Raw genomic sequence first — 25,317 nt, forward strand, 5'->3', positions numbered from 1 at the left:
TCTCCCACTTGCAGGAGAGGGGGCAACCCAACGGCGGATTATAGGATCGGTATCACGGGTCGAGGGTTAACGCGTATCTCGAAATCCTCACGATGATGCTCTTTTGTCCACTATAGTGGATGAAAACCAGACTCGCCATGTCACCCCGGAGCCGCCCCCATGCCGCGTGAAATTCGCCTGAACGCCTTCGACATGCATTGTGTCGGCCACATCCAGCAGGGCATGTGGACCCACCCGCGCGACCAGTCGCACCGCTATGCCGAGCTTCAGTACTGGATGGACTACGCCAGAACGCTGGAGCGCGGCCTGTTCGACGGCATCTTTTTTGCCGATGTGGTGGGCGTCTACGACGTCCATGGCGCCAGCCCCGACGCAGCGTTGCGCGGCGCGGTGCAAGTGCCGGTCAACGACCCGACGCTGGTGATACCGGCCATGGCGGCCGTGACGCGGCACCTGGGCTTTGGCGTTACCGCCAATCTCACCTACGAGCAGCCGTTCCTGTTTGCGCGCCGCATGTCCACGCTGGACCACCTGACCGGCGGACGGATCGGCTGGAACATCGTCACCGGCTACCTGGACAGCGCGGCGCGGGCCATCGGCATCGACGGCCAGGTGGCGCACGACGACCGCTATGACCTGGCCGACGAGTACATGGCGCTGGTCTACAAGCTCTGGGAAGGCAGCTGGGACGATGATGCCGTGGTGGCCGACCGCACGGCCGGCGTCTATGCCGACCCCGGAAAAGTGCGCGTGATCCATCATCATGGCCCGCAGTACAAGGTTGACGCCATGCACCTGTGCGCGCCGTCGCCGCAGCGTACGCCGGTGCTGTACCAGGCCGGCTCGTCGACGCGCGGCCGCCGCTTTGCCGCCACGCACGCCGAGTGCGTGTTCGTCAACGGCCAGAAGAAGGAGGGCGTGAAGGAGATCGTCGACGATATCCGCGGGCAGGCCGTGCAACTGGGCCGGCAGGCCGGTGACGTAAAGGTGTTCCTGGGCGCGACGCTGGTGGTGGGCCGCACCGATGCCGAGGCACGCGAGAAATTCGAGGAGTATCGGCGCTACGTCAGTTCCGAGGCCGCGCTGGTGCATGCGGCGGCGTCACTGGGCATCGACTTCGCGCGCTACGACCTGGACGAGCCGATCGATACCGGCAAGAGCCAGGCCATCGTGTCGAACGTGGAGGCCATGACGCGCAGCGCCGGCCCGCAGTGGACGCGCCGCAAGCTGCTCGAACAGATGGTGCTGGGCAGCCGCCAGCCGCCGTGGGTGGGCTCGGCAGAGCATGTGGCCGACCTGCTGATGGGGTGGAGCGAGGAAACCGGCGTGGACGGCTTCAACCTGTCGCGCACGGTGGTGCCGGAGTGCTTCGAGGACGTGATCGACCTGGTGGTGCCGCTGCTGCAGGAGCGCGGTGCCTACAAGACGGCGTACCAGCCGGGCACGTATCGCGACAGGCTGTTTGGCACGGCACGCTTGCCAGCTACCCACACGGCGGCGCAATATCGCGGAACCGGCGCCAACCGGTAACGACAGAAGCATCATGGTAGACAAGACAACCTTTCGCGACGCGATGGCAGGCCTGGGTGCCGCCGTCAACGTCATCACCACGGACGGCGAGGCCGGGCTGGCCGGCTGTACGGCGTCGGCCGTCTGCCCGGTGACCGACGATCCGCCCACCTTGCTGGTCTGCATCAACCGGTCCAGCCGCAACAACGCTGCCATCCGCCAGAACGGTCGGCTCTGCGTGAACGTACTCGCCGCCGAGCAGCGCGACGTTGCCATGCGCTTTGCCGACAAGGACCTGTCGCTCGACGAGCGCTTTGCCTGCGCCGAGTGGATGCAGCTGGTCACGGGCGCGCCGGTGCTGCATGGCGCCATCAGCGCGCTCGATTGCGAGATCACGTCGGTGACCGAAGTGGGCACGCATACGGTGTTCTTCTGCGCCGTGAAGGCCGCGCACAGCGCCAGCGGACGGGCGGGGCTGATCTACTTCGGGCGCGATTTCCATCCGGTGGGCACCGTCGCACACCCGACGGCCGCCTGAGATGCCGGCACCCACCTCCACGGCCGCGCCGGTGCAGCAGCGCCAGCGCGGCAAGCTGTTCTCGATCGCCATCCTGCTGCTGGCCGAGGTCGCCGCGATGGGCGTCTGGTTTTCCGCCAGCACCGCCGTGGCCCTGATCAAGCGCACCGGGACGATCTCCGCATTCGACGAGGCGCTGCTGACCAGTGCCGTGCAGTTCGGCTTCGTGGCCGGCACGCTGATGTCGGCCCTGCTGTCGCTGCCCGATCGCTACGACCTGCGTCGCCTGTTCGCCGGCTCGGCACTGGTGGCCGCGCTGGCGACGGGCACGCTTGCATTTATCGCACCCACGGGCGGGGCGGTGGTGGCGTTGCGCTTTATCACGGGCATGTGCATGGCCGGCGTCTACCCGGTGGGCATGCGTCTGGCGGCAACGTGGGCGCGGGCTGACCTGGGCCTGCTGATCGGGTTGCTGGTGGGCGCGCTGACGCTGGGATCGGCGAGTCCGCATCTGGTGGCGGCCTGGCTGGCACCCGCCGCAGGTGGCCCCGACTGGCGCACGATCTATGCGGTGGCCGCGGCGTGTGCGGCCGGCGCTGCGCTGCTGATCGGCATGGCGGCGATTGGCCCCAATCTCAGAAAGGCTGCCCGCATCGATCCCGCCAAGATCGCGCAGGCGTGGCGCCAGCCGGCGGTGCGCCTGGCCAACCTGGGCTACCTGGGCCATATGTGGGAGCTTTATGCGATGTGGGCGTGGCTGGCGCTGTTTCTGCAGCAGACGTTTGCCGCACGCGGCATGGCCGATGCGCGGGGCCGGGCAGAACTGCTGACGTTTGCCGCGATTGCCATCGGCGCGCTGGGCGCCTGGCTGGGCGGATGGCTGGCCGATCGCGTGGGCCGCACGGCCGTTACCATCGGCGCCATGGCCATCAGCGCAAGCTGCGCGGCGCTGATGGGCTGGCTCGATACCGCCCCGATGGCGGTGCTGGTGACGGTGGCCCTGGTCTGGGGCGTGTCGGTCATTGCCGATTCCGCGCAGTTCTCGGCCAGCGTCACCGAACTGGCCGAGCCGTCATCGATCGGCACGCTGCTGACCGCGCAAACCTGCGCGGGCTTCCTGCTGACGCTGGCGAGCATTCACCTGGTGCCCGACGTGGTCGACTGGCTAGGCTGGCGCGCTGGCTTCGGCATGCTTGCCATCGGCCCGGCGCTTGGCTGTATTGCAATGTGGCGGCTGCGCGGGCATCCCGATGCACGCAAGCTGGCCGGCGGCCGGCGCTGAGTTGCGGGCGGCGCCGTTACTTGCTGGCGGCCAATTCCATGATCATCCGCGACAGCAGATAGAGCCGGGGCACCACGCTTTCGACTTCGGCGTACTCTTCTGGCGTATGGATGCCGCCTCCCACGATGCCGAAGCCGTCGAGCGTGGGCGTGCCGACGCCAGCCGACAGGCTTGAGTCGGCGGCGCCGCCGCTGCCCTCCAGCGTAAGCTTGCGTCCGATTTCCCCATAGATGGCTTGCGCCCTGGCCGCCAGCTGGTCCGACGCCGCATTGCGTGGCATCGGGGGAAAGCCGCGTACCAGCGACGTCTTCACCTCTGTATCGGGCACCAGCTTGTTGGCCGACACGCGCGCCATGTCGCGCTCCACCCGGTCGAATTCCTCCGGCACTGCCACACGCAGGTCCGCGTAGGCGGTGGCCTGATCGGGGATGACGTTGGTGGCGCCGCCAGCCTTGAGCACTGTGATGTTGAAGGTCGTCTGCTTGGCGCTGTCCCCGAGCTTGCCGAGCTGCAGCACCTGGTGCGCCAGTTCGGTAGCAGCATTGCGGCCCGACTCGGGCGCAACGCCCGCATGGGCAGCCTTGCCCTTCACGTCGATCTCCGCCGTGCCGCTGCCCTTGCGCCAGACCACCAGTCCGTCGGCGGGCCGGCCCGGTTCGAGATTGAGGGTGACGTCATGCTGTTTCGCCTCGCGCTCGATCAGCGCGCGCGTGCCCTTGGAACCCGTTTCCTCGTTGGTGTTGAGCAGCAGCGTGACCTGGCCGTACTGTTTGAAATCGAGCTGCTGGAGGATCTTCATCGCGTACAACCCCGCGACGATGCCACCCTTGTCATCCATCACGCCGGGGCCGTAGGCGCGCTTGTCCTTGATGTAGAACGGCTTGGCGCGGGCGGTGCCATCCTTGAAGACGGTGTCCATGTGGGCCATCAGCAGGATGCGGGTCTTGCCGGTGCCCTTCCACGTGGCGAGGATGTTGTTGCCCACCGCCGGCGTCGCCGGAACCGGCTCCACGCTGGCACCCGCCTTGCGCAGTTCATCGGCGACGATGGTGCCGACCTGGCCCAGCCCTGCCTCGTTTCCGGTGCCCGAGTCGATGTTGACCAGCCGTTCCAGCAGTTGCAGCGCGTCGCCACGGTAGTGCTCGGCGGCGGACAGGACCTTGGGGTTGGCGTCGGCGGCGAAGGACAGCGGGGCGCCGCACAACAGCAGCGCGGCAAGGGCGAGGCGGGATGGTTTCATGGGTACCTTGGTAGTGGAGTGGGGCATCGGCCGTTATACACGAGATCGGCCCTGATGCCCCTCGGGCCTTACTCGAAGTTGGGCTCTCCCTGCCAGTCGAAGAAGTCCGGCAACTGGTCGGAGACGCGGTTCGGGAAGTGGGCGGGGCGCTTTTCGAGGAAGCTCGCGATGCCTTCGCGCGCGTCGTCCGACTGGCCGCGCGACTGGATGGCACGGCTGTCCAGCTTGTGGGCGTCCATGGGATGCGCCGCACCGGACATGCGCCAGATCATTTGCCGCGCCATGGCGACCGAGACGGGCGCAGCGTTGTCGGCAATCTCCCGGGCGATGGCGTAGGCAGCGGGAAGCAGGTCCCCGGGGGCATGGAGCGAGCGCACCAGTCCGCGTTCATGCGCTTCCTGCGCGCTGAACACGCGGCCCGAGAAACACCATTCGAGGGCGGTCGAAATGCCCACCACGCGAGACAGGAACCATGACGACGCTGCCTCCGGCGTGATGCCGCGCCGCGCGAACACGAGGCCGAACTTTGCGTCGGTCGAGGCGATGCGGATGTCCATCGGCAACTGCATGGTGACCCCTACGCCAACCGCCGCGCCGTTCACGGCGCCGATGACCGGCTTGAGGCTGCGGAAGATGCGCAGTGCGACGCGGCCGCCGCCGTCGCGTTTCACGCCGGTTGTGCCGTAGCGTTTCTCGTAGTCGAAGGTGGCGCCCCCGCCGGACAGGTCGGCGCCTGCGCAAAATGCGCGACCGCTGCCGGTCACGACGACGGCGCGTACCGCGTCGTCGCTGTCGGTCGCGTCGAAGGCGGCGATCAGCTCTTCGCACATCTGATGCGTGAAGGCGTTCATCTTCTCGGGCCGGTGCAGCGTAATGGTGGCGATGCCGTGCTGGACGGCGTACTGGAGCGTTTCGAAGGTCGGGGGCGTCGGGGCGGTCATGGTCGCGGACGTAGTGGGAGGTCGCCGCAGCGTAGCATCCGTGGCGCCGATGCAGTGCGGGGCTTCCGCTACGCGGAACACGCCGGGGCCATCGACAAAAAAAAGCCCGGCACATGGCCGGGCAAATTTGGAAAGTGTCTTGCTGCGGAGGGATCAGAAGCGGTGGCGTACCCCCACCATCGCGCCGAACTGGCTGTCGCCTGCCCGGATGTTGTCGCTGCTCAGGCTGGCGCGCGACGAAACGCCTTTGCTGCTGCGGTTCCATGCGTAGCCCAGGTCCAGGTAGGTGCTGGTGCGCTTGGAAAAGGCATAGTCGGCCGTGGCGACGAAAACCATCGGGTCGGCACTGGTGCCGGCCCAGTCGTTGTAGTACACCGCGCCCTTGAGCATCAGGGCCGGCGTGGCCTGGTAGCCAAGACCGAGCCAGTAGACATTGTTGTGCTTGATGGCTGCGCCAGCGCCGCTTGTGTTTTCCCAGCGATAGCCGGCAAAGACCTTGGCCGGACCGAATGCATAGCTGGCCGCCACCGATGCACGCTGGTCCTTCACGCGGGTGTCGGGCTGGCGCAGGTCATAGACCGCGCCAATGTCGAACGGGCCCGTCGCGTAGCGCAGGCTGGCGGCATACTCGCGGCCCTTCTTGTAGTTGCCGGGCACTTCGCCGCTGCCGATGCCGAAGGCGTTGCTGTTGTCGTAGCCGAAGCTGTACAGCGCCGCCGCCGTCAGCCCGCCGAACGTGCCCTTGTACTGGATGGCGTTGTCGGCCCGGCTCGCCATGAAGGGATCGAGATTGACGATCGAATACTGCGAGGTGGCGGCCATGGGGTCGAACGCCAGTGTGAAGTCGTAGATCGGCGTCTGCTGGCGGCCCAGCAGCAGGGCGCCGAACCGGCTCTGCAGCCCCACGAATGCCTGCCGATTGAAGAGACGGCTATCGGCCGATTTGCCGGTGTCCAGGTTGAAGCCACTCTCCAGCACAAAGACGCCCTTGAGGCTGCCACCCAGGTCTTCCGAGCCGCGCAGGCCCCACCAGGATCCGGTGGTGATGCCGTTGCCGGACTGCATGCGAACGTTGCTGTGGTCGCCGGCGGTCCGGTTCAGGTATTCCACGCCAGCATCGACAACGCCGTACAGCGTCACGCTCGATTGCGCCTGCGCGCCCACGGCAAACACCGTGGTTGCAGCCGCCACTGCCAGTTTGATTTTCATGCCTTGTTCTCCAGGTTGGGAAAGAGTCCGCCATGATCGGAAGGCATGGATTTTTCAGCTTTGATTTAGCTCGCTTCTTCGTCACTCCGAGTGGGATTTTTCTCACTTGAGATGAGGCGAGTGAAAGGGAACGTGTCGTGGCATGGCAGTTCGACGAATTGCCATGCCGATCGTGTTATTGCTGTTGCAGTTGAGCGGGCAGGGAGGATGGCGACGTTCGGCGCCGATGTCGCGAGAAATTCGGCAATGCCGCTCGCACTGGCGCGAGCGGTTTCGTGGTTCAGTCGATGCCTGGGTGATGGTGCCGAAGGGGGGTCAGCGTGCGTGCAGCCGGTCCAGGCGCAGACGGTGCCGTTCGTCGGTCAGGCACCAGACGGCCAGCCAGCCGGCCATCACCACGGCCAGCATGCTGCCGCCGGCCAGCAGGAACATCAGCAGGATTTGATAGCGGGCGGCGTCCATCGCGTCCATCCCGGCCAGGATCTGGCCGGTCATGATGCCCGGCAGCGTGATGATGCCGGCCGCTGCCATCGTATTGATCGTAGGCAGCAGTCCACCGCGCACCGCTTGCCTCAGGATCGGACGCAACGCGGCATGGCGGTCGTCGCCCAGTGCCAGCCTGGCCTCGATGGCCTGTCGCTGATGCCACGCCGCGTTCAGCGTGGCATGCAGCGTCAGGCTGGCTGCGTTCATGGCGTTGCCCAGGATAATGCCGGCCAGCGGAATGGCGTGGCGGGCGTCGTACCACGGCGAAGGACGCAACGCAGTGACCAGGGCCAGCACCGTGATAACCAGCGTTGGCGCGCTGACGGATGCCAGCCCGATCGCCATCTGCCAGCGCGGGGCAAAGCGGCGCTCCAGCCGGCTGCCGGCCTCGCGCGCGGCTGCGAAGACCATGGCCGTCACCACCAGCAGCGTGAGCCAAGGCGACGACAGCGCGAAGACGGCACGCAGCACCAGGCCCACCAGCATCAGTTGCACCACCATGCGGGCCGCGGCCCAGAGCAGGGCGCGATGGATGCCCAGCGACATGGCCACGGACAGCGCCGCGCCCGCCACGATCAGCAGGCTGGCCAGCGTCAGGTCACCCGTTGTCAGCAGGATCGGATTCATGGATGCACGGGCTCCAGTCCGCCCGGGCACAGGCGCCAGTGCGCGTGCTGCAGGCGCGCGGCCTGGTCGGTGTTATGGGAGACGACCAGCAACCCCACGCCTTCGGCCATGACTTCGCGCAGCACGGCTTCCACGGCCAGCGTGGTGTCGTGATCGAGCGCGGAGGTGGGCTCGTCGAGCAGCAGGAAGCGCGGACGGCGGACAATGGCCCGCAGCAGCGCCAGCCGCTGCCGTTCTCCGGTGGAAAGATGGCTGACGCGCGCGGCGAGGATGTCGTCGCGCAGGCCGACTTGCCGCGCCAGCCGCGCGAGCCGGGTATCGGGGTGGTCGGGGGAGTCGGGTTCTTCGAAATGGCTGAGCACGTCGTCGGCCCACCATCCCGATTCGGCCGCCACATAGGTCACTTCGCGGCGCCAGGCCGGCCCGCTCAGCGCCTCGCGCTGCGTGCTGCCGATGCGTACGGTGCCGGCGCTGGGGTCGAGGTCGGCAATCATGCGCAGCAGCAGGCTCTTGCCGCTGCCCGAGGCCCCCGACAGTACCGTGCATTTGCCGCCTGTCACGTCGAAGGTATAAGGGCCGCGGCCGTGGCCGGTCAGGTCTTGGATATGCAGGTGGCCGTCCATATGGCGGGGCGGGGGCGAGACGGATTGAAGGCGAAGTGCTGCAAGCGTATCGCGAATCGATGAATGGCGGATTAAGTGGCGCATGCAGTCGCCCGCATCCATTGTGGCTGGCCGCGCGGCGAGTGCAAGGGCCAGCAGAGGGCGCCGCCGCAGGGCGCATTGGCACCGTCCGACAGCCGGTTGCGGCCATGTCCTACACGACGGGCCCCACGCGCTTTCTACACTGTCCAGTAGCGCCGTTGCCTGCGTGCCAGCGCCCGCCAGCCGGGCCCGGGCGCAGCCGCGGACGCCCTACGAACCGACCCATCAGGAGAGTGCGATCATGAACAAGGACCAGGTGAAGGGCCGCATGAACGAGGCCAAGGGCAAGGCCAAGGAACTGGCCGGCAAGGTGACAGGCAAGACTTCCACGGAAATGAAGGGCAAGGCCCAGCAGGTGGCAGGCCGCACCCAGGCCGCCTACGGCGACGCCAAGGAAGACATGAAGAAGAACCCGCGCTAGGCCTGCACCCGGCGCAGGACGGGGCCGCCTCTCGCGGGCGGCGCCAGATGACACGAAAAGCGGGGCTGCGGCTCCGCTTTTCTCATGTCCGGCCCATTCATCACAGGCAGGGAATGGTCGGTTCCATACCGGCTCAGTCAGCCGGCCCGGCGATCGGTGGCAGCACCCGGCCCGGATTCAGCAGGTTCTTCGGATCGAGCGCGCGCTTGACCTGCCACATCAGTTCCAGCTCCACGGGCGACTTGTAGCGGCCCAGGTCGTCGCGCTTGGCGATGCCGATACCGTGCTCGGCCGAGATCGAGCCGTTTTCGGCATGGGCCAGCCCATCGACCAGATCCGACACGGGCTTGTACCACTGGGCCAGGAATTCCCTGGCGTCGCGGTCCTTCGGGCGCAGCGGGTTGAAGTGGACGTTGCCGTCGCCCATGTGGCCGTAGATCACCATGCGCGTGGCCGGCTCCAGCGCCAGCACCTCGGCCGACGCCTTGCCGATGAACTGCGCGATGCGCGACACCGGCACCGAGATATCGCACTTGATGCTGCCGCCGGTGCGGGTCTGGGCGTCCGAGATTTCCTCACGGATGCGCCAGAACTGCTGTACGTCGGCCAGGCTCGACGCCACGGCGGCATCCACCACCCAGCCGTTACCCAGGCCCGATTCGAGGATCTCCATCAGCGTGCCGTTGAGCGTTTCCTCGTCGGTGCCCGACGTCAGCTCGATCAGCACCATCCAGTCGTGCCGGCCCTGCAGCGGCGACGGCACATCGCCCAGGTATTCGAGCACCAGGTCCAGCGCGGGGGCCGAAATCAGTTCGAACGCGGTGACCGCGCCGCCGGACACGGCACGGGCCTCGCCCAGCAGCTTGACGGCGGCCTCGGGGCCATCCACGGCCACGAACGCCACGGCGGTCGAGCGCGGCTGGGGCATCAGCTTCAGCACTGCGCCGGTGATGATGCCGAGCGTGCCTTCGGCACCGATGAACAGGTGCTTGAGGTCGTAGCCGGTGTTGTCCTTGCGCAGGCCCTTGAGCGACGAAAAAATGCGCCCGTCGGGCAGCACCACCTCGATGCCCAGCACCAGGTCGCGCATGTTGCCGTAGCGCAGCACCGCCGTGCCGCCCGCGTTGGTCGACAGGTTGCCGCCGATCTGGCACGAGCCCTCCGAGCCGATGCGCAGCGGGAACAGGCGCCGGGCGTCGTCGGCCGCCGCGCGCGCGCCGGACAGCGTCACGCCGGCTTCCACGGTCATCGTGTCGTTGACCGTGTCGATCGCCAGCACGCGGTTCATCTTCTTCAGGCTGATCACCACGGCCGTGCCGCTGTCGTCGGGCACCGCGCCGCCCATCAGCGACGTATTGCCGCCCTGCGGCACCACGGGCACGTTGTGTTCATGGCACCAGGCCATCACCTGGCTGACCTGTTCCGTGGTGGCGGGCATGACCACCAGCGGCGACTTGCCGCGATAGATGCGGCGATAGTCGGTGACGAACGGCTCGGTGTCGGCGTCGTCGGTCAGGCAGCCGTTGGGACCGACGATGACCAGCATGGCCTGCAGCAGGTCGGCTTGGGAGGGCAGGGCTTGGGAAGGCAACGAGGACATCTTCGATACTCAGTAGGCGGCACCGGGCGCGGACACCTGTTGGGCGCGTTCCGGCAGGAATTCGGCGGCGAGCTTGCGTGCCGCGTTGGCATAGACCAGCACGTCGACGCCGGTGGCCACGAAGGTGCAGCCCAGTTCCAGATATCGACGCGCGAGCGTGTTGTCTGAAGTCAGCGTGCCGGCGGCCTTGCCGCTGGCGATGATCGTGCGCATGGCGGCCTCGATCTGCGCCTGCACTTCGGGGTGTCCCGGATTGCCGCGATGGCCCATCGACGCGGCCAGGTCGGCCGGGCCGATGAACACGCCATCCACGCCGTCGACGGCGCAGATCGCTTCCAGGTTCTGCATGGCGGTCACGGTCTCGGCCTGCACCAGCAGGCAGACCTCGTCGTCGGCCACGGCCAGATAGTCCTTGCGGGCGCTCCATTGCGACACGCGCCCCACGGCGCTGCCCACGCCGCGCACGCCGAACGGCGGATAGCGCGTGGCGCGCACCAGCGCGGCGGCCTGCTCGGCGGTATCCACCATCGGAATCAGCAGGGTGCGGGCGCCGATGTCCAGCAACTGCTTGATCAGCGCGGTCTCGCCCGATACGGCGCGCACCACGGGCTGCGAGCGGTACGGGGCCAGCACCTGCAGCGTCTGCAGGATCGAGCGCACGTCGTTGGGCGCGTGTTCGCCGTCGACCAGTAGCCAGTCGAAGCCGGCCGTGGCGCTGACTTCGGCCAGGTAGGGCGTGGCGGCGGACATCCAGAGTCCGATCTGGGCCTGGCGGGCGGCCAGGGCGGCCTTGAACGGGTTGTGGGCGGGCATGGGGTGTCTCCTGTCGGTCCGGGGTGTCGAACGGGGTTCGATGGGCGTTGTCAGTTCAACTGGCCCTGGCACAGATACTTGGTATGCATGTAATCGTCAAGCCCATGGCGCGATCCCTCGCGGCCGTAGCCCGATTCCTTGACGCCGCCGAACGGCGCCGCCTCGGACGCCAGGGCGCCTTCGTTGATGCCTACGATGCCGGTTTCCAGTGCCTGCGCCACGCGCCAGATGCGGCGCACGTCGTTGGAATAGAAATAGGCGGCCAGCCCGAACGGCGTGTCGTTGGCGTCGCGGATCACCTCGTCCTCGTGGGTGAAGCGGAACACCGGCGCCACCGGGCCGAACGTTTCCTCGTGCGCCAGCGCCATCACGGGCGTGGCGCCGACCAGCACGGTCGGGGCGTAGTAGTGCGGGCCGTCGCCGGTGCGCACGCGTTCCCCGCCCACCACCACGCGGGCGCCCTGGTCCACGGCATCGCACACATGGCGGTCGATCTTGTCGACGGCGCGGGCGTTGATCATCGGGCCGATCTGGGCGGCGGCTTCGGTGGCCGGGCCCACATGCAGCGCGCCCACGCGGGCGGCCAGCTTCTCGACAAAGGCGTCGTGGACGCCGGCCTGCACGTAGACGCGGTTCGGGCACACGCAGGTCTGGCCGCCATTGCGGAACTTGGCGGCCATCAGGCCTTCGACGGCGGCGTCGAGGTCGGCATCGTCGAACACGATGAACGGGGCATTGCCGCCCAGTTCCAGCGACAGCTTCTTGAGCGTGCCGGCCGATTCCCGGGCCAGGTGCTTGCCTACCGGCGTGGAGCCGGTGAACGTGATCTTGCGCACGCGCGCATCGGCCAGCCATGCATCGACCACGGCCGGGGTGTTGGCGCGCGATGCCGTGACGATGTTCAGCACGCCTTGCGGCAGGCCTGCGCGTTCCGCCAGGCGGACCAGCGCCAGCGCGGTCAGCGGGGTGTCCTCGGCGGGCTTGGCAACCACGGTGCAGCCGGCGGCCAGCGCCGGGGCGATCTTGCGGGCGATCATCGCCAGCGGGAAATTCCAGGGTGTGATGGCGGCCACCACGCCCACCGGCTCCTTCAGCACGATCATCTTGCGGCCCGGCACGGCTTCGGCCACCACATCGCCGCAGATGCGCGTGGCTTCCTCGGCGAACCATTCCACATACGACGCCCCGTAGCGCACTTCGCCCACGCTCTCGTGCATCGGCTTGCCCTGCTCGGCGGAGATGATGCGGGCCAGGTCCTGCTCGTTGGCCAGGATCAGCGCATGCCAGCGCTTGATGATCTGGGCACGGTCGCGCGCGGTGCGGCGGCTCCAGGCCGGAAAGGCCGCGGCGGCGGCATCGGCGGCGCGCCGGGCATCGGCGGCATCGCTGTCCGGCACGTCGGCGATCACCAGGCCGGTGGCGGGGTCGGTCACTTCCAGGCGGGCACGGCTGTCGCACCACTGCTGGTCGATAAAGTTCTGCGAACGCAGCAGGGTAGGGTCGGTGAGGGTGGTCAGCATGCGCTTGAGTGGTCGGATGTTGAAAGGCTGGCTCTCTTTCCCGCCCCTCTCGCGCAGGACCGGAGAGGGGGAGACAGCACCGGGATGGCTCGAAGTCCGCCGGCATGCTTCCCTCTCCCGCATTACGGGAGAGGGGCCGGGGGAGAGGGCAAGCGTCTGGTATGCGAAGGACCTAGCTCACGATCCCCACATGCCAGGGCACGAATTCATGATCGCCCAGCCCGAGCAGTTCGCTCTTGGTGGGCTCGCCGGAGGCGGCACGCAGGATGTGTTCGAAGATCCGTTCGCCCATCTGGGCCACGCTCAGTTCGCCATCGAGCACCAGGCCGCAGTTGATGTCCATGTCTTCTTCGAGCCGGCGGAACATCGGTGAATTCGAAGCCAGCTTGATCGTCGGGGCCGGCTTGGAACCAAACATCGAGCCGCGCCCCGTGGTGAAGCAGATCAGGTTGGCACCGCTGGCGATCTGGCCCGTGGCGGCCACCGGGTCGTAGCCGGGCGAGTCCATGAAGACAAAGCCGGCGCGGTCGATCGGTTCCGCGTATTCGTACACGGCCTGCAGCGGCGTGGTGCCGCCCTTCATGGCCGAGCCGAGCGACTTTTCGAAGATATTTGCCAGGCCGCCCTGCTGGTTGCCGTGGCCCACCACGCCGTTGAACTGCGCGTTGTGCCCGGCGGTGTAGCGCTCCCACCAGGCCAGGCGGTCCAGCAGCTTCTGGCCCACCTCGGGCGTTACCGCGCGGCGCGTGAGCATGTATTCCACGCCGTGGATTTCCGGGGTTTCCGACAGGATCGCGGTGCCGCCGTGGCGCACCAGGATATCCATGGCCGCGCCCAGCGCGGGGTTGGCCGTGATGCCGGAAAAGCCGTCCGAGCCACCGCATTCGAGGCCGATCTTGATATGGCTGGCGCTCACGGGCTGGCGCTGGAACGCATTGGCGGCCGGCAGCATGGCCTCGACGGCGCGGATGCCGGCCTCGATCGTGGCGCGCGTGCCGCCCGTGTCCTGCATCACCAGGGTATGCAGGTTCTCGCCGGGGACCAGCCCCTGCGATTCCACCAGCGACGTCACCTGGTTGCGCTCGCAGCCCAGGCCGACGATCAGCACGCCGGCCAGGTTCGGATGCCGGGCATAGCCGGCGATGGTGCGGCGCAGGAGGTCGAAGTGCTCGCTTGGCGACGACATGCCGCAGCCGCTGCTCTGCGCGAACGCCACCACGCCATCGACATTGGGATAGGCGGCCAGCCGTTCCTTCGTGAAGTGCGCGGCGATGTGCTTGATCACCGTGGCCGAGCAGTTCACCGACGACAGGATGCCGACGAAGTTGCGCGTGCCCACGCGGCCGTCGGGCCGCACGTAGCCCATGAACCTTGCCCGCTCGCCCTCGGGTACGTAGTCCACGGGGCGGACATCGGCCCCGAATGCCGGATCGCGATAGAAATCCACGAGCCGGAGGTTGTGGCTGTGCACGTGCTCGCCGGCGGCGATGTCGCGCTCGGCCACGCCGATCACGGTGTCGTACTTCTTGACCTGCTCGCCGCGCGCAATCGCACGGGCGGCGATCTTGTGTCCGGCGGGCACCTGGGCGCGCACGCGCACGCCCAGTTCTTCCAGGTGCTGGCCCAGCGCCAGGTCGCCGCGGGCGATCAGGACGTTGTCGTTGGCGTGCAGGCGAATGACGGGGTTCAGGGTCACGATTGACAGATACGGGGGCGGGTTAGCTCTGCGCGAGCATTTCCTTGAGCTTCAGGCGCTGGATCAGCTGCGTTTCCTGGCTGTAGACCTCGGCGACGTACTTCTTGTAGTCGGGGCCGTCCAGATACATGATCGGCGCGTCGATGCGCGCGGCCACGGTCTTGAATTCGGCGCTGGACACGGCGGCGCGGAATGCGTCGCGCAGCTTCTTCTCGATCTCCGGCGGCAGGCCCTTGGGCGCGCCGATGCCGTTGGGCGCCTCGACCACGACGTTGTAGCCCAGTTCCTTGAGCGTGGGCGTGTCCTTGAAGCGCGGCGTGCGCTGCTCGCCCCACGTAGCCAGCAGGCGCAGCTTGCCGGCTTCCACGTGCGGGGCCCACGAGCTGGAATCGGCCAGCAGGTCCACCTGGTTGGCAAGCACGTCCTGCAGCGCCTGCGAGCCGCCCTTGTAGGCAATGGCGTTGAACTTCACGCCGGCGGCCAGCGCGAACTGCTCCATGCCCACGTGCGTGGCGCCGCCGATGCCGGCATGCGCATAGGTGATCTTTCCCGGATGGGCCTTGGCCTCGGCCACCACGTCGGCCAGCGTCTTGAAGCGCGAGCCGGCCGGCACGGCGATGCCGAAGGTCTGGCCCGAAGTGCGCGCCAGATAGGTCAGTTCGGTGCGCGGGTCCAGCTGCAGCATGCCCAGCTGCGAGAACCGCGTGACCGAAATCGGGATCTGGCCGATGGTATAGCCATCGGGGTTGGCGCGGGCCAGCGCCTTGGTGCCGATCATGCCCGATGCCCCGGCGCGGTTTTCCACCACGATCGACTGCTTGAGAATCCCCGACGCCACCTGGCACAGGGCCCGCATCGACTGGTCGGCCGTGCCGCCCACCGGCCAGGGGCAGATGAACGTGATGGGACGGTCGGGATATTCGCCAGCGGCACGTGCAATGCGCGGCACAAGCAGGCTGGCCGTGCCGGTGGCGGCAACGGCGGCGGTGGCGGCGCTGCCCAGCAGAAGCCGGCGGCGCGAAAGGCTGGCGGGAAGACCTTGCGTCATGGGGATGTCTCCGATCTTGTTTTAGGTCGCGGACCGGCTTCGATGCCAACCCGCTCTGGCAGCGATTGTGGGCGCGCCGAACATAACCATCCAATAGAAAATTGGCATTGCTTCATAACCTTCCGGTTAGGTAGACTCGCTGCCATGGCGCATATCGACCGGGCCTTCCGCTCCAATATCAAGCTTCGCCACCTGCAACTGCTGGTGGCGCTGGACGAGTTTCGCCATCTGGGGCGCACGGCCGAGTTCCTGTCGGTCAGCCAGCCGGCGGTTTCCAAGGTGCTGGCCGAAGTGGAGAAGATGCTGGGCCTGACCCTGTTCACGCGTTCCACGCGCGGCACGGAGCCCACGCCGGCTGGCGAATCGCTGGTGCGCTTTGCGCGCGCCGTGCTGGCCCAGTACGACGTGACGCGCGACGAGATCGAGGCCGTGGCCAGCGGCGCGGCGGGCCGCGTGCGCGTGGGGTCGATGAGCGCGACGCTGCCCGTGCTGCTGGCCCAGGCGGTAACGCGCCTCAAGGACCGCTCGCCGCGCGCGACCGTGCTGGTCGAGGAGGGCGATCTCACGCACCTGCTGCCGCGCCTGCGGTTGTCGGAACTGGACGTGATCGTCGGCCGCCTGGAGCCCGCCTATGCGGCGCCCGACCTGATTACCGATGCGCTCTACGAGGACCCGATGGTGGCCATCGTGGCCGCCGGCCATCCGCTGTCGCGCCAGGCCGGCCCGGACTGGGCCGACCTGGCCCGGCATCCGCTGGTGCTGCCGCCGCCATGGGCGTCGCTGCGGGTCAAGATCGAGCAGGCGTTCTTTCGCCATGGGCAGCAGCCCCCGGCCGATGTGATCGAGTCGTCGTCGTACCTGGCCGTCACCACGTTCGTGGCGCAGCGGCAGGCGGTGGGCTTTGTCGCCGGCTCGGTGGGCCGTCAGTTGCAGGCCGAAGGGCGATTCCATGTGCTGGGCATGGCCGTGGCAGTGGATCTGCCGCCGGTGGGCATCATCACGCTGCGCGACCGCCGGTTGCCGCCGAGCGTGGCCGAACTGTCCGAGTGCCTGCGCGAGACGGCCCGCGAGATCGACATGGCACACCGCAATACCGACACCAACGACACCAACGACACCAATGGCGGCACTGGCAGCTCCCGCAGCGCCGGCAAGGGCGCCCGCACGCGCAAGACCGCCAAATCCGCAAGCAAGACCTCATGACAGAAGCTTCCAGAACGTCCCGCCAGACCGAAGTCGTTGTGCTGGGTGCCGGCATCGTCGGCGTTGCCACGGCGCTGGCGCTGCAACAGCGCGGCCATGCCGTATGCCTGATCGACCGCAAGGCGCCGGGTCGCGAGACCTCGTACGGCAACGCCGGCATCATCCAGCGCGAGGCGGTGCAGCCGTACGCGTTTCCGCGCGCCTGGCAGGCCATCCTGCGCGTGGCGGCCCGGCGCGGCAACGACGTGCATTACCACCTGCGCGCGCTGCCGTCGCTGGTGCCTTCGCTGGCGCGCTACTGGCACGCATCGGCGCCGGAACGCTACATGGCGACGGTCAGCGCGTACGCGGCGCTGATTCGCCACTGCATCGACGAGCACGCGCCACTGATCGAGCGCGCCGGTGCGCAGGACCTGGTCCGCAAGTCGGGCTGGCTCGAAGCGTACCGGACCCCGGCCGCGTTCGACGCGGCGGCAAAGGAGGCCAACACCGTGGCGGCCGCGCACGACCTGCGGCACGCGATTCTGGACAGCGCGGCGCTGGCCGCCGCCGAGCCGGTGCTGCAACGTCCGATGGCGGGTGCGGTGCATTGGCAGGACCCGTGGACGGTCAGCGACCCCGGCGAACTGGTGGCGCGCTACGCGGCCCTGTTCGAACGCGAGGGCGGGGTGTTCCTGCAAGGCGATGCCGATACGCTGCGCCAGTCGGGCAGCGGCTGGACCGTGCGCACGCGCGACGGCGCCGTGGAGGCCGAGCATGCGGTGATCGCGCTGGGACCCTGGGCGGCGGGGCTGACGCGCCGGCTGGAATACCGGTTGCCGTTGTTCGTCAAGCGTGGCTACCACCGCCACTATCAGGTGGACGCCATGCCGGACAGGCCGCTGCTGGACGCCGAAAACGGCATCCTGCTGGCGCCGATGCGCCAGGGCCTGCGGCTGACCACGGGTGCCGAGTTCGCGCATCATGAATCGCCGCCCACGCCGGTGCAGTCGGTGCGCGCCGAAATGCTGGCTGGCGATCTGGTGCGTCTGGGCCAGCCGGTGGAAGCGCAGCCGTGGATGGGCGCACGCCCCTGCATCGCGGACATGCGCCCGGTGGTGGGGCGTGCGCCGCGCCATGCCAACCTGTGGTTCCACTTCGGCCATGGCCACCAGGGCCTGACCCTGGGGCCGGCCACGGCGCGGCTGCTGGGTGAACTGTTCGACCGCGAAACGCCGTACGTGGACCCCGCGCCGTACGATCCGCGCCGCTTCGGCCGCCAGGCTGCCCGCTAGCCGGCAGCCTGGGCTTCCTGGGCAGCCCTGGACTTCGACCGGGCCCGCACCTGCAGGTGGCCGACGAACGCCGTCGCCACGTCTGACAGCGCCTCGTTCTTGCGGGTCAGGATGCCGAATGCCTTCATGTCCTGCCCGACATCCACGGGCAGCGTCGCGAGCAGCGACGCCCGGACGTGATCGCGCACCACCGATTCGGGCAGCATCGCAATGGCGTCGCCCGATTGCAGCAATTGCAGCGTGGCAAAGATCGACGAGCACTCGATCACGTCCTGCGGCGTGGACACCTGGGCCTGCGCGAACTGGTCTTCCAGCATCAGCCGCGCCGGGCTGGTCAGGGTCTGCAGCACCCAGGGCCAGCGCACCAGTTCGTCCCAGCCCAACTTCGCCGGATCGCGTCCGGATAGCGGATGCCCGCTGCGTACCACGATACGCAGCGGTTCGTCGGACAGCGCGCTGAAGTCGAACTTGTTGTGGTCGAGCGGGCCGGCAAAGCGGCCCACCGCCAGTTCGATCTCGTGCCGTTCCAGCAGCACGCCGATCTGGTCGCTGGTCTCGCCCAGGATGCGTACGCCCAGGCGCGGCCGCTCGCGCTTGATGTCGGCCACGGCCGCCGCCACCAGGTCGGGCGCGGCACCCATGATCGCGCCGAAGACCAGGTGCCCGTGGCCGCCCCGGCGGCGCATCTCCATATCCTCCAGAAAGCGGTCAAGGCTGGCCTGCGTGTGCCGGGCATATGTCACCACTTCAAGGCCCAGCGCGGTGGGCCGCATGCCGCGTGCGTGACGCTCGAAGATCGCAAATCCGAATGCCTGTTCGATATCGGCCAGCATCTTGGTGGCCGAGGGCTGGGTGACGTTGATCAGCGCGGCGGCCTGGTTCAGCGTGGGAGTGTCGGCCAGCGCACTCAGCAGTGCCCAGTGCTTGAGTTTCAGCCGGTTCACCAGGCGGCGTGTCAGTGACATGCGGTGTCTCCTTGGCGATTCCAGAATGGAATTGCTCGCTCTTATAAATTGATTGGAACGATATAGCCTGCCGGCTTACAGTGCAACGGACGCTTCTCACCCCATCACCATAAAGACAGGAGACAAGATGAAGCTGATTCGCTACGGCGCCGCCGGCCAGGAACGGCCCGGCCTGATCGATGCCCAGGGACGCTTGCGCGACCTCTCGGCCCACGTGCCCGACATCACCGGCGCCACCCTTTCCCCCGATACCCTGGCCCGGCTGGCCGCCCTGGACCCGGCATTGCTGCCGCTGGTGGAAGGCGCCCCACGCATCGGCGCCTGCGTGGGCGGCGTGGGCAAGATGATCTGCGTGGGCCTGAACTACTCCGACCACGCCGCCGAATCGGGCATGCCGATTCCCACCGAGCCGGTGCTGTTCATGAAGGCCACCAGCGCAATCGTGGGGCCGGACGACGACGTGGAGATTCCGCCGCGCGCCGAGAAGGTGGATTGGGAAGTGGAACTCGGCGTGGTGATCGGCAAGACCGCGCGCTATGTGTCGAAGGCCGATGCGCTGGACTATGTGGCCGGCTACTGCATCGTCAACGACGTCTCGGAACGTGCCTACCAGCTTGAGCGCGGCGGCCAGTGGGACAAGGGCAAGGGCTGCGACACGTTCGGCCCGATGGGCCCGTGGCTGGTCACGCGCGACGAGGTACCCGACGCCCAGGCCCTGGAGATGTGGCTGGAAGTGGATGGCAGGCGCTATCAGCACGGCAACACGCGCACGATGATCTTCGACGTGCCGACCGTGGTGTCCTATATCAGCCAGTTCATGAGCCTGCAGCCCGGCGACGTGATTTCGACGGGCACGCCCCCCGGCGTGGGCCTGGGGCAGAAGCCGCATCCGGTGTACCTGACGGTGGGGCAGACCATGCGCCTGGGCATTACCGGGCTGGGCGAACAGCAGCAGCGAACCGTGGCAGCCAACGTGGGAGACCAGCAATGAACCAGCTCGACCTGAAGGGCCGCGTGGCCGTGATTACCGGTGGCGCGCAGGGCATCGGCCATGCCGTGGCCGAACGGATGCTGCGTTCGGGCGCCGTGGTGTCGCTGTGGGACGTCAACGAGGCGCAGCTGGTCAAGGCCTGCGAGGCGCTGTCCAAGCTGGGGCAGGTCACCGGCGAGGTCGTGGAACTGACCGACGAGACCGCCGTCGACAAGGCCGCGCAAACGACGATCCAGAAGCTCGGCCATATCGATGCCCTGGTCAACAGCGCCGGCATTACCGGCGGCAACGCCACCACGTGGGAGCTGGACCCTGCCGTCTGGCGGCGCGTGATCGAGGTGAACCTGATTGGCAGCTACCTGACGTGCCGGTCCGTGGTGCCGCACATGATGGCGCGCAAGTTCGGGCGCATCGTCAATATCGCGTCGGTGGCCGGCAAGGAGGGCAACCCTAATGCGTCGCACTACAGCGCGTCGAAGGCGGGCGTGATCGGCCTGACCAAGTCGCTGGGCAAGGAACTGGCCCAGAGCGGCGTGCTGGTGAACGCCGTGACGCCGGCCGCTGCCCGCACACCGATCTTCGATTCGATGAGCGAGCAGCATATCGCCTTCATGCTGTCGAAGATCCCGATGGGCCGCTTCCTGGAAGTGGAAGAGGCCGCCTCGATGATCGCCTGGCTGACGACCGAGGACTGTGCCTTCAGCGCGGGCGCGGTGTTCGACCTGTCGGGCGGACGCGCCACGTACTAAGCGAAGTTCCTGCGGCACAGACCCCGGGGCAAGCATCCCGGGGCGGCTACCTCAACCCATGCGCACGGCCCGGCGTCTTGCTGATGGCCCGGCCCCGGCGCAGAGGAGACACTCGTCATGAATTCCACCCGTCCGGACCTGGCGTCCGTCACGGCCAAGGCCATCGCGCGCCTGGTGCCGTTCCTGCTGCTGATGTACGTGCTGGCATTCCTGGACCGCGCCAACATCGGCTTTGCCAAGAAGGCGTTCCAGCTCGATACCGGCATTTCCGACGCGATGTTCGCGCTCGGCGCCGGGGTGTTCTTTATCGGTTACGCACTGCTGGAGGTGCCCAGCAACCTGATCATGCATCGCGTGGGCGCGCGGATCTGGATGTGCCGCATCATGGTGACGTGGGGTGTGGTGTCGGCTGCGCTGATGCTCGTGCACAGCGAGACCGGCTTCTACGTGCTGCGTTTCCTGCTGGGCGTGGCCGAAGCAGGCTTCTTCCCGGGCGTGATCTACTACCTGACCAAGTGGTTCCCGGCCAGCTCGCGCACGCGGGTCATGGGGCTGTTCTACTTCGGCGCGCCGCTGGCCTTTATCTTCGGCAGCCCGCTGTCGGGCCTGCTGCTCGAATTCGACGGTGCGCTGGGCCTGAGAGGCTGGCAGTGGCTGTTCCTGGTGGAAGGGCTGCTGGCGAGCGCGGTGGGCGTGTGGGCCTACTGGTATCTCGACAACGATCCGCGCGATGCGCGCTGGCTCACCGCCGACGAGCGCGAGACGCTGGCCCAGGCCATCGAAAGCGAGGAGCAGTTCAAGGCCGCCCACGGCCCCAGCACGGTGCTGCATGCGCTGGGCAACGGACGGGTGTTGTTCCTGGCGCTGATCTACTTCCTGATCCAGGCCAGCGTGTACGGCGTGGTGTTCTACCTGCCGACCCAGGTGGCGGCGCTGCTGGGCAGGAAGGTGGGCTTCGAGGTGGGGCTGGTCACGGCCATCCCGTGGGTGTGCGCGCTGGCGGCGGCCTACGTGCTGCCGCGCCTGGCCGAGCGGCACGGCAACCATGCGCGGCTGGCGCTGGGCACGCTGGTGGTGTCGGCGGCGGGTATCGCGCTGTCCGTGCATACGTCGTCGTCGCTGCTGGCGCTGGTGGCGCTGGTGGCGCTGTGCTTCGCGGCGGCCGGCTTTATCGCCGTGCAGCCACTGTTCTGGACGTTTCCCACTGGCTACCTCGGTGGGGCGGCGGCGGCCGGCGGCATTGCGCTGATCAACTCGCTGGGCGCGCTGGGCGGCTTTGTCGCACCGAATATCAAGACGTGGGCCGAGCAGGCGTTTGCGTCGCACACGGCGGGCATGAACCTGCTGGCCGCGATTACCGTGGTGGGTGGGCTGCTGTTCCTGGGGCTGCGCGGCGCGCAGCCGGCGCAGGCGCAGGCAGGGGCGCAGGCGTCCACCCATCGCCAATTTTCCTGATCCCGATTCCTGGAGCACCGCAAGATGAGCATGCCTACCATCCGGCACGTCCGTGCCTTCACGCTGCGCGGCGCCGGCGCCGACTATCACGACCAGGGCGCCGGCCACTGGATCGACGACCACATTGCCACGCCGATGGCGAAGTACCCCGAATACCGCCGCAGCCGGCAGAGCTTCGGTATCAACGTGCTGGGTACGCTGGTGGTGGAGATCGAGGCCAGTGACGGCACGGTGGGGTTTGCCGTGACCACCGGTGGCGAGCTGGGCTGCTGGATCGTCGAGAAGCACCTGGCGCGGTTTATCGAGGGCCAGAAGGTCACCGATATCGAGAAGATCTGGGACCAGATGTTCAACGCCACGCTGTACTACGGCCGCAAGGGCATCGTGCTGAATACGATCTCGGGTGTCGACCTGGCGCTGTGGGACCTGCTGGCAAAGGTGCGCCGCGAGCCCGTGCATGCGTTGCTGGGCGGCCCGGTGCGCGACGAGCTGCAGTTCTACATGACCGGCGCGCGCCCCGATCTTGCGAAGAAGCAGGGCTTTATCGGCGGCAAGCTGCCGTTGCACCACGGCCCGGCCGAAGGCGAGGCGGGCCTGCGCCGGAACCTAAAACTGCTGGGCCAGATGCGCGAGGCGTGCGGCCCGGACTTCTGGCTCATGTATGACTGCTGGATGAGCCTCGACGTGGAATACGCCACGCGCCTGGCGCAAACGGCGTATCACGACTTCGGCCTGAAATGGATCGAGGAAGCGCTGCCGCCCGACGACTACTGGGGCTATGCCGAACTGCGCCGCAACGTGCCGCGCGGCATGCTGGTGACCACCGGCGAGCACGAGGCCACGCGCTGGGGCTTCAGGATGCTGCTGGAAATGGGCTGCTGCGACATCATCCAGCCCGACGTGGGCTGGTGCGGCGGCATCACCGAGCTGATCCGCATCTCGGCGCTGGCCGACGCCCACGGCAAGCTCGTGGTGCCGCACGGGTCGTCGGTCTACAGCTACCACTTCGTCATCACGCGCCATAACAGCCCGTTTGCCGAATTCCTGAACATGTCGCCGGGCGCCGACCAGATCGTGCCGATGTTCGATCCCCAACTGCTGGACGAGCCGGTGCCCGTGAACGGGCGGATGAAGGCATCGGCGCTGGATGCGCCGGGCTTTGGCGTGCGGCTGAATCCGGAGCTGCCCCTGCACCGGCCGTTTCCGCGGTAGCCCGGGGCGGATCGCTGGCGTCGCCTGCAACTGGCGCCGCGTGCCGACGCGCGGCGCCGGATTCCTGTCGATCCGCGCTTTTCCCGTGTCGGCCTTGCCGGGCCGGTGGTAATCTCGCGGCAACTCCACGCCCGCCCGGATTCCACCTTGCGTTCCGTCGATCCAGACCTCTGGCGTACCCCCGCCGACCAGCGCGCCTATCAGGACGCGCGCCGCCGCGTGCGGGCGCTGCGCTTCTTCTACATGCACGCAATGCTCTACGTGGGGGTCAACGCGCTGCTGATCGTCATCAACCTGGTGACGTCGCCCGAGCGGCCGTGGGTGCGCGCGCCGCTGATGGGCTGGGGCATGGGCCTGGCCGTGCACGGCATCATGACCTGGAGCCGGGTCGGCCTGCTGGGCCGGGGCTGGGAAGAGCGCAAGATTGCCGAGTTCATGGCGCGCGACCAGGTGCGCACGCTATCCACCGAAAAGCAGCTGGTGGAAGCCCAGATGCGGCTGCTGCAGGCCCAGATCGAGCCGCACTTCCTGTTCAACACGCTCGCCAACGTGGTGAGCCTGATCGAGCCCGCGCCGCAGAAAGCCACGCTGATGCTCGAACACTTCATCGCGTATTTGCGGGCATCGCTGGCGGCCAGCCGCGCCACTCAGGGCACCGTGGCGCAGGAGGCCATGCTGCTGCGCGACTACCTGGCGCTGATCAAGATCCGCATGGGCGAGCGCCTGCAGTACACGGTGGACGTCGATGCATCGCTGGACACCGTGCCGCTGTCGCCGATGCTGCTGCAGCCCGTGGTGGAGAACGCCGTCAAGCACGGGCTGGAGCCGAAGGTGGAGGGCGGCCGCCTGCTGGTGCGGCTGGAGCGGCGCGGGCCGCGCATGCTGGCGACGATCGAGGACGACGGCATGGGCTTCCGGCCGGGCGGCAACGCCGGGGTGGGGCTGTCCAACCTGCGCGAGCGGCTGACGGTGCTGTATGACGGCGACGCCCACGTCCGTATCGAAGACCGCTCGCCCGGCACCGCCGTGCTGATCGACATCCCGCTGCCACGCGCCTTCCGGAACGGAGACCCCGCATGAAGCCCACCGCGTTGATTGCCGACGACGAGGAACACCTGCGTGCGCACCTGCGCGGCAAGCTGGCCCGGCTGTGGCCCGAACTGGACATCGTGGCAGAGGCCGCCAACGGCCTGGAAGCGGCCGAGGCCATCGCCCGGCTGGCCCCGCCGTGGCCTTTCTCGATATCAAGATGCCGGGCCTGTCGGGGCTGGAAGTGGCGCAGGGCATCGAGACCGACACGCGCCTGGTGTTTGTCACCGCCTACGACGAGTTCGCGCTGGACGCATTCGAGCGTGCCGCCGTCGACTATCTGGTCAAGCCGGTTACCGACGAGCGGCTGGGCCGCACGATCGAAAGGCTGCGCAAGGCCTTTCGGGAGTCGACCCCGCTGCCCGAACTGGCGCAGCTGCTGGGCCAGCTGACACGGGGCCAGCCGCGCGCGGAAGGCGCCGGGCCGCTACGCTGGGTGCGCGCGAGCCGGGGCAACACTACCAGCCATGTGCCGATCCAGGACGTGCTGTATTTCCAGAGCGACGACAAGTACGTGGTGGTCCACACACAGGACGGCGAACACCTGATCCGCACGCCGCTGCAGGAACTGATCGACGGGCTGGACCCCGACGTCTTCTGGCAGGTGCACCGCTCGACCATCGTCAACATGGAACACGTGGCCGGCACGCGGCGCGACGATTCGGGGCGCCTGTTCGTGCGGATGCGCGGCAGCGACACCGAGCTGCCGGTATCGCGCGCCTACGTGCACAAGTTCAGGCAGATGTAGGCCCCGGGCCTGGGGCCC

Annotated in this window: 22 protein-coding genes and 1 pseudogene; 12 read left to right on the forward strand and 11 right to left on the reverse strand. The window is 67.8% G+C overall.

Going from position 1 to position 25,317, the window contains the following annotated elements; genetic code table 11:
* Positions 1–159 precede the first annotated feature (159 nt).
* The 3 genes from ACOABP_RS26665 to ACOABP_RS26675 are packed head-to-tail and all read left to right on the forward strand — an operon-like array spanning position 160 to position 3,308.
* Positions 160–1,530: an LLM class flavin-dependent oxidoreductase gene (locus tag ACOABP_RS26665; RefSeq protein ID WP_474228718.1), complete on the forward strand. Its 1,371-nt coding sequence runs from the start codon at positions 160–162 to the stop codon at positions 1,528–1,530.
* A gap of 13 nt (positions 1,531–1,543) precedes the next feature.
* Positions 1,544–2,047 (forward strand): flavin reductase, encoded by a 504-nt coding sequence (locus ACOABP_RS26670; protein WP_066741540.1) that lies wholly within the window; start codon positions 1,544–1,546, stop codon positions 2,045–2,047.
* A 1-nt stretch (position 2,048) separates the two neighbouring features.
* The gene (locus ACOABP_RS26675; protein ID WP_474228720.1) at positions 2,049–3,308 is read left to right on the forward strand and encodes an MFS transporter; all 1,260 of its coding nucleotides are present in this window, start codon (positions 2,049–2,051) and stop codon (positions 3,306–3,308) included.
* Between the two features lie 16 nt (positions 3,309–3,324).
* On the opposite strand, the gene ACOABP_RS26680 is transcribed toward ACOABP_RS26675, so the two are convergent.
* From ACOABP_RS26680 to ACOABP_RS26700, 5 genes are all read right to left on the reverse strand, one after another.
* Positions 3,325–4,548 (reverse strand): M20/M25/M40 family metallo-hydrolase, encoded by a 1,224-nt coding sequence (locus tag ACOABP_RS26680; protein ID WP_474228722.1) that lies wholly within the window; start codon positions 4,546–4,548, stop codon positions 3,325–3,327.
* A gap of 68 nt (positions 4,549–4,616) precedes the next feature.
* Positions 4,617–5,489, reverse strand: coding sequence for a crotonase/enoyl-CoA hydratase family protein (locus ACOABP_RS26685; RefSeq protein ID WP_474228724.1), 873 nt, complete (start codon positions 5,487–5,489; stop codon positions 4,617–4,619).
* Between the two features lie 153 nt (positions 5,490–5,642).
* Complete coding sequence (locus ACOABP_RS26690) at positions 5,643–6,698, reverse strand: porin (protein ID WP_474228725.1); 1,056 nt, start codon at positions 6,696–6,698, stop codon at positions 5,643–5,645.
* A gap of 315 nt (positions 6,699–7,013) precedes the next feature.
* The gene (locus ACOABP_RS26695) at positions 7,014–7,811 is read right to left on the reverse strand and encodes an ABC transporter permease (RefSeq protein WP_474228727.1); all 798 of its coding nucleotides are present in this window, start codon (positions 7,809–7,811) and stop codon (positions 7,014–7,016) included.
* The gene (locus ACOABP_RS26700) at positions 7,808–8,434 is read right to left on the reverse strand and encodes an ABC transporter ATP-binding protein (protein ID WP_474228729.1); all 627 of its coding nucleotides are present in this window, start codon (positions 8,432–8,434) and stop codon (positions 7,808–7,810) included. Before ACOABP_RS26700 ends, ACOABP_RS26695 begins: the two co-directional genes overlap by 4 nt.
* Before the next feature lie 322 nt (positions 8,435–8,756).
* Here ACOABP_RS26700 and ACOABP_RS26705 point away from each other — a divergent pair, with 322 nt between their 5' ends.
* Positions 8,757–8,936 carry a CsbD family protein gene (locus tag ACOABP_RS26705; RefSeq protein WP_238263277.1) on the forward strand — a complete coding sequence of 60 codons (180 nt, stop codon included), beginning with the start codon at positions 8,757–8,759 and terminating at the stop codon, positions 8,934–8,936.
* Between the two features lie 133 nt (positions 8,937–9,069).
* Here the strand turns inward: ACOABP_RS26705 and ACOABP_RS26710 are convergent, their stop codons facing one another.
* From ACOABP_RS26710 to ACOABP_RS26730, 5 genes are all read right to left on the reverse strand, one after another.
* Positions 9,070–10,482 (reverse strand): FAD-binding oxidoreductase, encoded by a 1,413-nt coding sequence (locus tag ACOABP_RS26710; RefSeq protein WP_474230565.1) that lies wholly within the window; start codon positions 10,480–10,482, stop codon positions 9,070–9,072.
* A 63-nt stretch (positions 10,483–10,545) separates the two neighbouring features.
* Positions 10,546–11,349 (reverse strand): 4-hydroxy-2-oxoheptanedioate aldolase, encoded by an 804-nt coding sequence (gene hpaI / locus ACOABP_RS26715; protein WP_474228730.1) that lies wholly within the window; start codon positions 11,347–11,349, stop codon positions 10,546–10,548.
* Between the two features lie 50 nt (positions 11,350–11,399).
* The gene (locus ACOABP_RS26720) at positions 11,400–12,869 is read right to left on the reverse strand and encodes an NAD-dependent succinate-semialdehyde dehydrogenase (protein ID WP_474228732.1); all 1,470 of its coding nucleotides are present in this window, start codon (positions 12,867–12,869) and stop codon (positions 11,400–11,402) included.
* Positions 12,870–13,041: 172 nt separating this feature from the next.
* The gene (locus ACOABP_RS26725; RefSeq protein WP_474228733.1) at positions 13,042–14,565 is read right to left on the reverse strand and encodes a UxaA family hydrolase; all 1,524 of its coding nucleotides are present in this window, start codon (positions 14,563–14,565) and stop codon (positions 13,042–13,044) included.
* Positions 14,566–14,587: 22 nt separating this feature from the next.
* A complete protein-coding gene (locus ACOABP_RS26730; protein WP_066741499.1) occupies positions 14,588–15,613 on the reverse strand; it encodes a tripartite tricarboxylate transporter substrate binding protein in 1,026 nt (341 codons plus the stop codon).
* A gap of 144 nt (positions 15,614–15,757) precedes the next feature.
* Here ACOABP_RS26730 and ACOABP_RS26735 point away from each other — a divergent pair, with 144 nt between their 5' ends.
* The gene (locus ACOABP_RS26735; protein ID WP_474228734.1) at positions 15,758–16,816 is read left to right on the forward strand and encodes a LysR substrate-binding domain-containing protein; all 1,059 of its coding nucleotides are present in this window, start codon (positions 15,758–15,760) and stop codon (positions 16,814–16,816) included.
* On the forward strand, positions 16,813–18,090 hold the full coding sequence (locus tag ACOABP_RS26740; RefSeq protein ID WP_474228735.1) for an NAD(P)/FAD-dependent oxidoreductase: 1,278 nt from the start codon (positions 16,813–16,815) through the stop codon (positions 18,088–18,090). The genes ACOABP_RS26735 and ACOABP_RS26740 overlap by 4 nt, the downstream gene beginning before the upstream one ends.
* On the opposite strand, the gene ACOABP_RS26745 is transcribed toward ACOABP_RS26740, so the two are convergent.
* Positions 18,087–19,055, reverse strand: a complete 969-nt coding sequence (locus ACOABP_RS26745; RefSeq protein ID WP_474228737.1) for a LysR family transcriptional regulator — start codon at positions 19,053–19,055, stop codon at positions 18,087–18,089. The two genes, ACOABP_RS26740 and ACOABP_RS26745, sit on opposite strands and share 4 nt — an antisense overlap.
* Positions 19,056–19,182: 127 nt before the next feature.
* Between ACOABP_RS26745 and ACOABP_RS26750 the strand changes: the two genes are divergently transcribed.
* The 6 genes and pseudogenes from ACOABP_RS26750 (at position 19,183) to ACOABP_RS26775 (ending at position 25,299) form a co-directional block, all read left to right on the forward strand.
* Positions 19,183–20,046 (forward strand): fumarylacetoacetate hydrolase family protein, encoded by an 864-nt coding sequence (locus ACOABP_RS26750; protein WP_474228739.1) that lies wholly within the window; start codon positions 19,183–19,185, stop codon positions 20,044–20,046.
* On the forward strand, positions 20,043–20,795 hold the full coding sequence (locus ACOABP_RS26755; protein WP_474228740.1) for an SDR family NAD(P)-dependent oxidoreductase: 753 nt from the start codon (positions 20,043–20,045) through the stop codon (positions 20,793–20,795). The genes ACOABP_RS26750 and ACOABP_RS26755 overlap by 4 nt, the downstream gene beginning before the upstream one ends.
* Before the next feature lie 117 nt (positions 20,796–20,912).
* Positions 20,913–22,250, forward strand: a complete 1,338-nt coding sequence (locus ACOABP_RS26760; RefSeq protein WP_474228741.1) for an MFS transporter — start codon at positions 20,913–20,915, stop codon at positions 22,248–22,250.
* A gap of 24 nt (positions 22,251–22,274) precedes the next feature.
* The gene (gene rhmD, locus ACOABP_RS26765) at positions 22,275–23,462 is read left to right on the forward strand and encodes an L-rhamnonate dehydratase (protein ID WP_474228742.1); all 1,188 of its coding nucleotides are present in this window, start codon (positions 22,275–22,277) and stop codon (positions 23,460–23,462) included.
* A 219-nt stretch (positions 23,463–23,681) separates the two neighbouring features.
* Positions 23,682–24,542, forward strand: a complete 861-nt coding sequence (locus ACOABP_RS26770; RefSeq protein WP_474230567.1) for a sensor histidine kinase — start codon at positions 23,682–23,684, stop codon at positions 24,540–24,542.
* Positions 24,539–25,299: pseudogene (locus tag ACOABP_RS26775) on the forward strand (LytR/AlgR family response regulator transcription factor). The gene ACOABP_RS26770 and the pseudogene ACOABP_RS26775 overlap by 4 nt, the downstream one beginning before the upstream one ends.
* Positions 25,300–25,317 lie beyond the last annotated feature (18 nt).

Source organism: Cupriavidus sp. HE11 (assembly GCF_056097175.1).

What these genes read in the sequence shown, in the direction of transcription:
- ACOABP_RS26680 (WP_474228722.1), bottom strand. Translation starts at nt 4,548, where the DNA reads ATGAAACCATCCCGCCTCGCCCTTGCCGCGCTGCTGTTGTGCGGCGCC.
- ACOABP_RS26750 (WP_474228739.1), top strand. Translation starts at nt 19,183, where the DNA reads ATGAAGCTGATTCGCTACGGCGCCGCCGGCCAGGAACGGCCCGGCCTG.
- ACOABP_RS26705 (WP_238263277.1), top strand. Translation starts at nt 8,757, where the DNA reads ATGAACAAGGACCAGGTGAAGGGCCGCATGAACGAGGCCAAGGGCAAG.
- ACOABP_RS26670 (WP_066741540.1), top strand. Translation starts at nt 1,544, where the DNA reads ATGGTAGACAAGACAACCTTTCGCGACGCGATGGCAGGCCTGGGTGCC.
- ACOABP_RS26760 (WP_474228741.1), top strand. Translation starts at nt 20,913, where the DNA reads ATGAATTCCACCCGTCCGGACCTGGCGTCCGTCACGGCCAAGGCCATC.
- ACOABP_RS26690 (WP_474228725.1), bottom strand. Translation starts at nt 6,698, where the DNA reads ATGAAAATCAAACTGGCAGTGGCGGCTGCAACCACGGTGTTTGCCGTG.
- rhmD (WP_474228742.1), top strand. Translation starts at nt 22,275, where the DNA reads ATGAGCATGCCTACCATCCGGCACGTCCGTGCCTTCACGCTGCGCGGC.
- ACOABP_RS26745 (WP_474228737.1), bottom strand. Translation starts at nt 19,055, where the DNA reads ATGTCACTGACACGCCGCCTGGTGAACCGGCTGAAACTCAAGCACTGG.
- ACOABP_RS26685 (WP_474228724.1), bottom strand. Translation starts at nt 5,489, where the DNA reads ATGACCGCCCCGACGCCCCCGACCTTCGAAACGCTCCAGTACGCCGTC.
- ACOABP_RS26700 (WP_474228729.1), bottom strand. Translation starts at nt 8,434, where the DNA reads ATGGACGGCCACCTGCATATCCAAGACCTGACCGGCCACGGCCGCGGC.
- ACOABP_RS26665 (WP_474228718.1), top strand. Translation starts at nt 160, where the DNA reads ATGCCGCGTGAAATTCGCCTGAACGCCTTCGACATGCATTGTGTCGGC.
- hpaI (WP_474228730.1), bottom strand. Translation starts at nt 11,349, where the DNA reads ATGCCCGCCCACAACCCGTTCAAGGCCGCCCTGGCCGCCCGCCAGGCC.
- ACOABP_RS26710 (WP_474230565.1), bottom strand. Translation starts at nt 10,482, where the DNA reads ATGCTGGTCATCGTCGGTCCCAACGGCTGCCTGACCGACGACGCCGAC.
- ACOABP_RS26695 (WP_474228727.1), bottom strand. Translation starts at nt 7,811, where the DNA reads ATGAATCCGATCCTGCTGACAACGGGTGACCTGACGCTGGCCAGCCTG.
- ACOABP_RS26735 (WP_474228734.1), top strand. Translation starts at nt 15,758, where the DNA reads ATGGCGCATATCGACCGGGCCTTCCGCTCCAATATCAAGCTTCGCCAC.
- ACOABP_RS26730 (WP_066741499.1), bottom strand. Translation starts at nt 15,613, where the DNA reads ATGACGCAAGGTCTTCCCGCCAGCCTTTCGCGCCGCCGGCTTCTGCTG.
- ACOABP_RS26740 (WP_474228735.1), top strand. Translation starts at nt 16,813, where the DNA reads ATGACAGAAGCTTCCAGAACGTCCCGCCAGACCGAAGTCGTTGTGCTG.
- ACOABP_RS26720 (WP_474228732.1), bottom strand. Translation starts at nt 12,869, where the DNA reads ATGCTGACCACCCTCACCGACCCTACCCTGCTGCGTTCGCAGAACTTT.
- ACOABP_RS26675 (WP_474228720.1), top strand. Translation starts at nt 2,049, where the DNA reads ATGCCGGCACCCACCTCCACGGCCGCGCCGGTGCAGCAGCGCCAGCGC.
- ACOABP_RS26755 (WP_474228740.1), top strand. Translation starts at nt 20,043, where the DNA reads ATGAACCAGCTCGACCTGAAGGGCCGCGTGGCCGTGATTACCGGTGGC.